At 70.1% G+C, this 5,482-nt stretch carries 5 protein-coding genes; 1 reads left to right on the plus strand and 4 read right to left on the minus strand.

The annotated features are described in order from the left end of the window. Positions 1-297: 297 nt before the first annotated feature. From QZV94_RS22645 to dgcA, 3 genes are all read right to left on the minus strand, one after another. On the minus strand, positions 298-945 hold the full coding sequence (locus QZV94_RS22645; RefSeq protein WP_293682349.1) for a hypothetical protein: 648 nt from the start codon (positions 943-945) through the stop codon (positions 298-300). A 776-nt stretch (positions 946-1,721) separates the two neighbouring features. Beyond that, positions 1,722-2,375 carry a hypothetical protein gene (locus QZV94_RS22650; RefSeq protein ID WP_293682352.1) on the minus strand — a complete coding sequence of 218 codons (654 nt, stop codon included), beginning with the start codon at positions 2,373-2,375 and terminating at the stop codon, positions 1,722-1,724. A gap of 122 nt (positions 2,376-2,497) precedes the next feature. Then, positions 2,498-3,499: an N-acetyl-D-Glu racemase DgcA gene (dgcA, locus tag QZV94_RS22655; protein WP_293682355.1), complete on the minus strand. Its 1,002-nt coding sequence runs from the start codon at positions 3,497-3,499 to the stop codon at positions 2,498-2,500. 95 nt (positions 3,500-3,594) lie between these two features. On the opposite strand from dgcA, the gene QZV94_RS22660 reads away from it, so the two are divergent. Then, a complete protein-coding gene (locus QZV94_RS22660) occupies positions 3,595-4,413 on the plus strand; it encodes a YciC family protein (protein WP_293682358.1) in 819 nt (272 codons plus the stop codon). Between the two features lie 7 nt (positions 4,414-4,420). Here QZV94_RS22660 and QZV94_RS22665 read toward each other — a convergent pair whose 3' ends face one another. Next, positions 4,421-5,392, minus strand: a complete 972-nt coding sequence (locus QZV94_RS22665; RefSeq protein ID WP_293682361.1) for an L-threonylcarbamoyladenylate synthase — start codon at positions 5,390-5,392, stop codon at positions 4,421-4,423. Positions 5,393-5,482: the final 90 nt, after the last annotated feature.

Consider the following 5,482-nt stretch of genomic DNA (forward strand, 5'->3'; position numbering starts at 1 on the left):
CTTCCTCGAAAAGCGCCCGCCCAACTTCCCCGGCAAGGTCTCCACGGACATGCCCACCCTCTATCCGTGGTGGAAGGACTAGTGCGCGCGGCCCCACCTGGCCGAGCAACACCAGCCGTCATCCCGGCCGGAGAGCCGGGACCCAGGGCCACACGAACGGCCGATCGTCTGGGTCCCGGCTCTCCCCTTCGCTGCGCCCGAGCTGACGAGCCCTTTGTGTATTGATGATTTCCGGACATGCCGAAGGCCCCCCGGCCGTAGGCCGTGGGTTGGGATGGTCCAGTTCGCGGTCGGAATTCAGCCGGAGTCGCGGCGGCGGAACGGCGCCAGCCGTATCGGCGGGGCGCCCAGGGTGACGGTCGAGGTCATCAGCCGCGACCGGGCCGCAGGCGCTGCGGTCGGCCGGAGAAGGGTCGCCATGACCGAGGCCGCGGCGCGCGCCGGAGGTTCGCCGGACGGCGCCTCAGCCCGGCGCAGGAGTTGGCGCAGGTTCGGCAGGGCGGTGTCGCGGACATGGGCCGGAAGATCCTCCCGGTGGTGCTGCTCCGCGCTCGCGGCGACGCCACGCAGGGTCTTCAGGAACTGGGCCAGGCTGACGGGCTCGTAGTCGCCCTCGCGCTCGCGTTCCACCTCAAGGCGCTCTGGCGCCTCGTCGCGCTCCGGCCAGTCGGGCGCCTCGCGCCGTTCACGCTCAAGCGGCTCCGCGGGCGCCGTGACCCGAGGGGTAAGCGTCCCTGCCCGCAGCGCCTGCGCCAGCCGGATCCCCATGCGCACGGCGAAGAAGCAGCGCCGGAACTCGTCGGTCGCGGCCAAGAACCGCGCCAGGTCGTCCCCCGCTCGCTTGGCGATTTCGCCCGCCGCCGAGCCCAATTCGAACGCACACCGCGTCATCGCCTCGATCATCTCGAGGTGGTACGCGTCGCTGCGGGTGGCGTTCTCGGTCATTGGAACAAAAGAAGAACATATCAGCTACCTAGTGTCAAGCGGCCGTAAGCGGACCTACTGAATGCCCGAGAAGGGTGGGAAGCGGGCTTCGTCAACTGCCCTTCGAAGGGCGTACCTTCGGCGACCCGCGTGACTACGGACCTCCGTGCGAGACACCGTTTCGCGCAGAGTCCCGGAGCCTCGTAGCATAGCGCGCCAAGGCCAGCGGGATCGGTGCCAATAGCGCCAGCGTAATACCCGTTCCCAGGACGACGACCCAAGGTGACTGTCCCGACGCGGCGCGCCAAAGTAACACGAGGTTCACGACTAGCAGCGCCAGTAGATTGGCCGCAACAATACGCCAGGTGATGGCAGGGACGGGTAGTCTTACGGACCACGCATGGCCTAGCAGGCCGATGAGTCCTACGACACCGGCGATCGTGCTCAGTGTCTCAAGGGCCGTCCACCTCATCGTGGGCAAGCCCGCGGCCGTGAGACCAACCATGACGACGCCGTAGAGCTTCCATCCGAAGCTGTGAGGCGGGGGACTTTCGAGCCTTCGCATAGACCATCGTTGTTCGCCGGCGTTACGGTATGTTTGCTGAGCGTGGTTAAGGCGTAAGAGGCGTTCTGAGACCACGGCCTTCCGGGAAGGCGATCAGCCCGGCAGCGGACATTGTGAACCGCTGCATGGGGTCGCGTCCGGTCATCGGCGCACCGCCACTCGCAGGACGTTGGCCGGCCTGCCCGTAACCGACGCTCGGATGACGGTCGAGGGTGGGAAGCGGCCAGGGCGGCTACGGATCGTCTGCGCGGATCAGCCCTTGCGGGACAGCGAAAACACCTGCGGGAAGCGGGCCGCGTCGTACGGCGGTGGCCAGGTAAGAGGGGGTGGCTGGGCTTGGGCGACCGCTACTCCCCACGGTCATGGAGCCGACACCCTGGCTGAGGACGACACCGTCCGTCGTAATGCAGGCTTCTTGATAGTATTCGGGCCCCTTTAGGTCGGCGTCTCGTGTATGCCGGTAGACGAAGCCAGTTTCTCCCGCTGCACTGCATCGGCCGAGGCGTTGAGCTTCCTTTCGTCCCTCCCACCGCAGTCCGTTGGCCTTGGCGCCGGCTGACATTGGTCCGACATGCAGCACACCCTTGTCGCGCTCGAACTCGGCCCATCGATAGATGACACCCTGGTCGACGTCCAAGAGCATGTGGGCAGCGCCCGAGCTGTACGACCGGTCGATCCGGCGCTTGCCGCTCTGCGAATACGTGACCATGGGCGTTGAGCCAGAGTTCGCTTCAACCGTGAGCGGCCCCTGATAGAGCGGCGGGATGGGGTCCTGTTCCATTGCCGCGTTCCGGCGCGCCGCCCTTAGGTCGCAGCCGCCAAGAAGCCCGAGAAGTGCAATCGGTGCGGCAATGGAGCGAGCGAGCGTGAGGGCATTCGTGCGCATGCGCGTGACTTTGCCGCGAAGCGATGAACGCGAAGTCAAGTGGACGTACGCACCTGGGTCGGGAGCTGGCTTTAGCTTCATGGCCGATCGCGGGCCAACCAGACTTCTGAGCGCCCTCGCCTTTAAGGCCGAGCCCCCGCCTCACCCCAGAACCCGCTCTCCGGCGGATGGAGCACGCCGCGTTCGACGCGGGCGCCGCCGGGGCGGTCTTCGAGCAGCCACCAGGGGCCGTCCAGGTCGGCCGCGTCGGCCACGGCGCCGACCCACATGGCGGGTGCGATGGCGAGCGACGAGCAGACCATGCAGCCGGCCAGGACGCCCAGCCCCAGGTCGTGCGCGCGCTCCACCATGGCCAGGGCGCCGGTGAGGCCGCCGGCCTTGTCGAGCTTCACGTTGACGAGCTGGTAGCGGTCGGCGACGCGCTCCACGTCGTCGGCGCTGTGGGCGCTCTCGTCGGCGCACAGGGGCGCGGGGTAGTCCAGGCCGGCGAGGACGGCGTCGGCCTCCGAGGGCAGCGGCTGTTCGACCATCGCCACGTTGGCTCGGCCAATGGGCCCGGACATGGCGGTCAGGATGGCCAGGGTCCAGCCCTCGTTGGGGTCGAGGATCAGGCGCGCGTCGGGCGCGCCCTGCGACACGGCCGCCAGGCGCGCGGCCGGGTCGTCGGCGTCCAGCTTCACCTTCAACAGCGGCGCGCCGGCGACTGCGGCGGCGGCGGCGCGCATGGCGGCCGGCGCGTCCAGGCTGATGGTCACCGCCGTGGGGATGGGACCGGGCGGGGGCCGGCCCAGCCGCTCGGCCGCCGATCCGCCGCCCTGCCGCGCCACCAGGTCCCAGAGCGCGCAGTCGAGCGCATTGCGCGCCGCGCCGGCCGGCAGAGTGGCCAGCACGGCCTCCACGGGTTCACCGCGCGCCAGGATGGCGGCGGCCGTGGCGAGTTGGGCGGCGACCGTCTCCACCGTCTCGCCATAGCGCGGATAGGGCACGCACTCGCCACGGCCGGTGACCGCTCCGTCGGTGAGCTCGGCGACCACCACCTCGGCGTGGGTCTTGACCCCGCGGGAGATGCGGAAGGGCGCGCGCAGGGGCAGGCGCTCGGCGCGGATGTGGAGGCGGAGGCTCACGGGGTTGCTTGTCCGCCATGCCGGGCGTCGCGTCGACAGCCGCGGCGACCCGTGATTAGCATTCCGTCGAGGAAACGCCCTCGGGGGACAAAAACATGACCATGGAGACAGCAGAGGCGGGCCGTTTCGACATCGCCCGCGTGATCCAGCAGACCTTCGCGGTGCTGGGCCGCAACATCGTGACGTTCGGCATCCTGGGCATCGTGCTGACCGGGATTCCGACGGCCATCTTAGGCTATTTCCAGTTCGGGATGGCGCAGGACATGCTTCAGGACATGCGGGGCGGGAGCTACAGTTTCCCGCCGGGCATGATGAGCGCAAGCTTCCTGGGCGGCCTGGCCGGGCTGATCACGACGGCGATCCTGCAGGGCGCCCTGATCCATGCGACGGTGCAGGACCTGAACAGCCAGCCGCAGTCGGTGGGCGCCAGCCTGGCGGTCGGCCTGCGCAATTTCCTCTCGCTGATCGTGGTGACGATCCTGCTGGCGCTCGGAATTGCGCTCGGCATGGTCCTGCTTATCGTGCCGGGCGTGATGCTGGCCTGCGCCTGGTGCGTGGCCGTACCGGCTCTGGTCGCGGACCGTACGGGAATCTTCGGCGCCTTCAGCCGCTCGGCCGAGCTGACCCGCGGCAACCGGTGGCAGATCTTCGGCCTCATCGTCATCGTCGTCATCGTCCAGTTGGTGCTCGGCTGGATCGTCAACCTGATCACCGGCGCGGGATCGATCGGGATGTCCAGCGATCCCCTGGCGGCCGCCAGCCGGGCGCTGACGCCTCTGGCGCTGGTCCTGGCCGTCATCCAGCAGGTGATCGGCTCGGTGATCGGCGCCACGGCCCTGGCGGTGATCTACGTTGAGCTGCGCCGGGCCCACGAGGGTGAGCCGACCGGGTGGCTGGCGGACATCTTCCGCTAGTCTTGATTCAGCCCACGAAGCCCGCGGCGCGGCGGAGGCGGTCGTTGATCGCCTCGCCAAGGCCCTCGGACGGGATCGGGGCCACGGCAATGGCGGTGGGCCCCGAGCGGTCGGCGGCGCGGAGGTAGGCGAAGAGCTTGACCGCCGCTTCGGCGAGGTCGCCGGCAGGGCTGAGGTTCCAGGGCCCGGAGCCCGCGGGGCCGAAGGACAGCCAGGCCTCGCCGGGACGCGGCGTGTCGGCGTCCAGGCGCATCGGCGCGTTCGGGGCGTAGTGGCGGGCCAGACGGCCGGGCGATCGTTTCGCGTCTGCCTCGGCTTCGGACAGGGGCCCCACCACCGCCTCGAGTTCGGCGCGGGTGACGGCGCCGGGCCGCAGCAGACGCGGCATGTCCAGCAGGGCCACCACAGTGGACTCCAGGCCGATGGCGCAGGACCCGCCGTCCAGGGCGACTGCGGCGGACGCGCCGGTCTCCTCCACCGCGTCGGCGAAGGTGGTCGGGCTGGGGCGGCCGGAGCGGTTGGCGGACGGGGCCACGATCGGCCGGCCCAGCGCCGCGATCAGGGCGTGGGCGATCGGGTGGGCGGGCGCGCGCACGGCGACGGTGTCGAGGCCTGCGCGGGCCAGGTCGCAGACGGCGGCGGAGTCGAGGACCGGCAGCACCAGGGTCAGCGGCCCGGGCCAGAACCGCGCGGCCAGCGCCTCGGCGCGGGAGTCGAAGCGGGCGATGCGCCGCGCCATGGCGAGGTCGGCCACGTGGGCGATCAGCGGGTTGAAGGCGGGCCGGCCCTTGGCCTCGTACACCGCCGCGACGGCGCGGGCGTTCGCGGCGTCGGCGGCCAGGCCGTACACCGTCTCGGTCGGCATCAGCACCAGGCCGCCGGCGTCGAGCGCCTCGGCCGCGGCGGCTACATCGCCCGCCTGGCCTTCAGAGAGATGTTGACGCTCACCTTGGCCGGGATCTGATCGGTGCTCTGCCACTCGCCCTGCCCAACGCCAAAGGCCGTCCGGTCGAGGCTGGTTACACCGCTGACGCTCGCCGTGTCGCCGTCGATCTTGAGCCGGAACGGC

Source organism: uncultured Phenylobacterium sp., assembly GCF_902826855.1.
Taxonomy (GTDB): domain Bacteria; phylum Pseudomonadota; class Alphaproteobacteria; order Caulobacterales; family Caulobacteraceae; genus Phenylobacterium.

Bases quoted from the DNA above. Each gene is read 5' to 3' on its own strand.
- QZV94_RS22650 (WP_293682352.1), bottom strand. From the start codon at position 2,375: ATGCGCACGAATGCCCTCACGCTCGCTCGCTCCATTGCCGCACCGATT.
- QZV94_RS22645 (WP_293682349.1), bottom strand. From the start codon at position 945: ATGACCGAGAACGCCACCCGCAGCGACGCGTACCACCTCGAGATGATC.
- QZV94_RS22660 (WP_293682358.1), top strand. From the start codon at position 3,595: ATGACCATGGAGACAGCAGAGGCGGGCCGTTTCGACATCGCCCGCGTG.